This is a genomic window from Sphingomonas sp. LH128 (assembly GCF_000293195.2).
Lineage (GTDB): Bacteria > Pseudomonadota > Alphaproteobacteria > Sphingomonadales > Sphingomonadaceae > Novosphingobium > Novosphingobium resinovorum_A.
Window position 1 is genome coordinate 1 of record NZ_ALVC01000568.1, and the last position, 243, is coordinate 243.

The window sequence follows — 243 nt, forward strand, 5'->3', positions numbered from 1 at the left end:
ATGGTGACCCCTACGGGAATCGAACCCGTGTTTCAGCCGTGAAAGGGCCGCGTCCTAGACCGCTAGACGAAGGGGCCATCTGGCCATTTCAAACGACTTTTCCGGAAAAGTCCGGATGGTGACCCCTACGAGAATCGAACTCGTGTTTCAGCCGTGAGAGGGCCGCGTCCTAACCGCTAGACGAAGGGGCCATGAAGCCGTTTTGTTACCTCCCACCGTAACCGATGGTGACCCCTACGGGAA

At 57.6% G+C, this 243-nt stretch carries 2 tRNA genes; both read right to left on the reverse strand.

The annotated features are described in order from the left end of the window. Position 1: 1 nt before the first annotated feature. A tRNA-Glu gene (locus LH128_RS30265) sits at positions 2 to 77 on the reverse strand. Between the two features lie 39 nt (positions 78 to 116). Next, positions 117 to 191: transfer RNA gene (locus LH128_RS30270), tRNA-Glu, on the reverse strand. Positions 192 to 243: the final 52 nt, after the last annotated feature.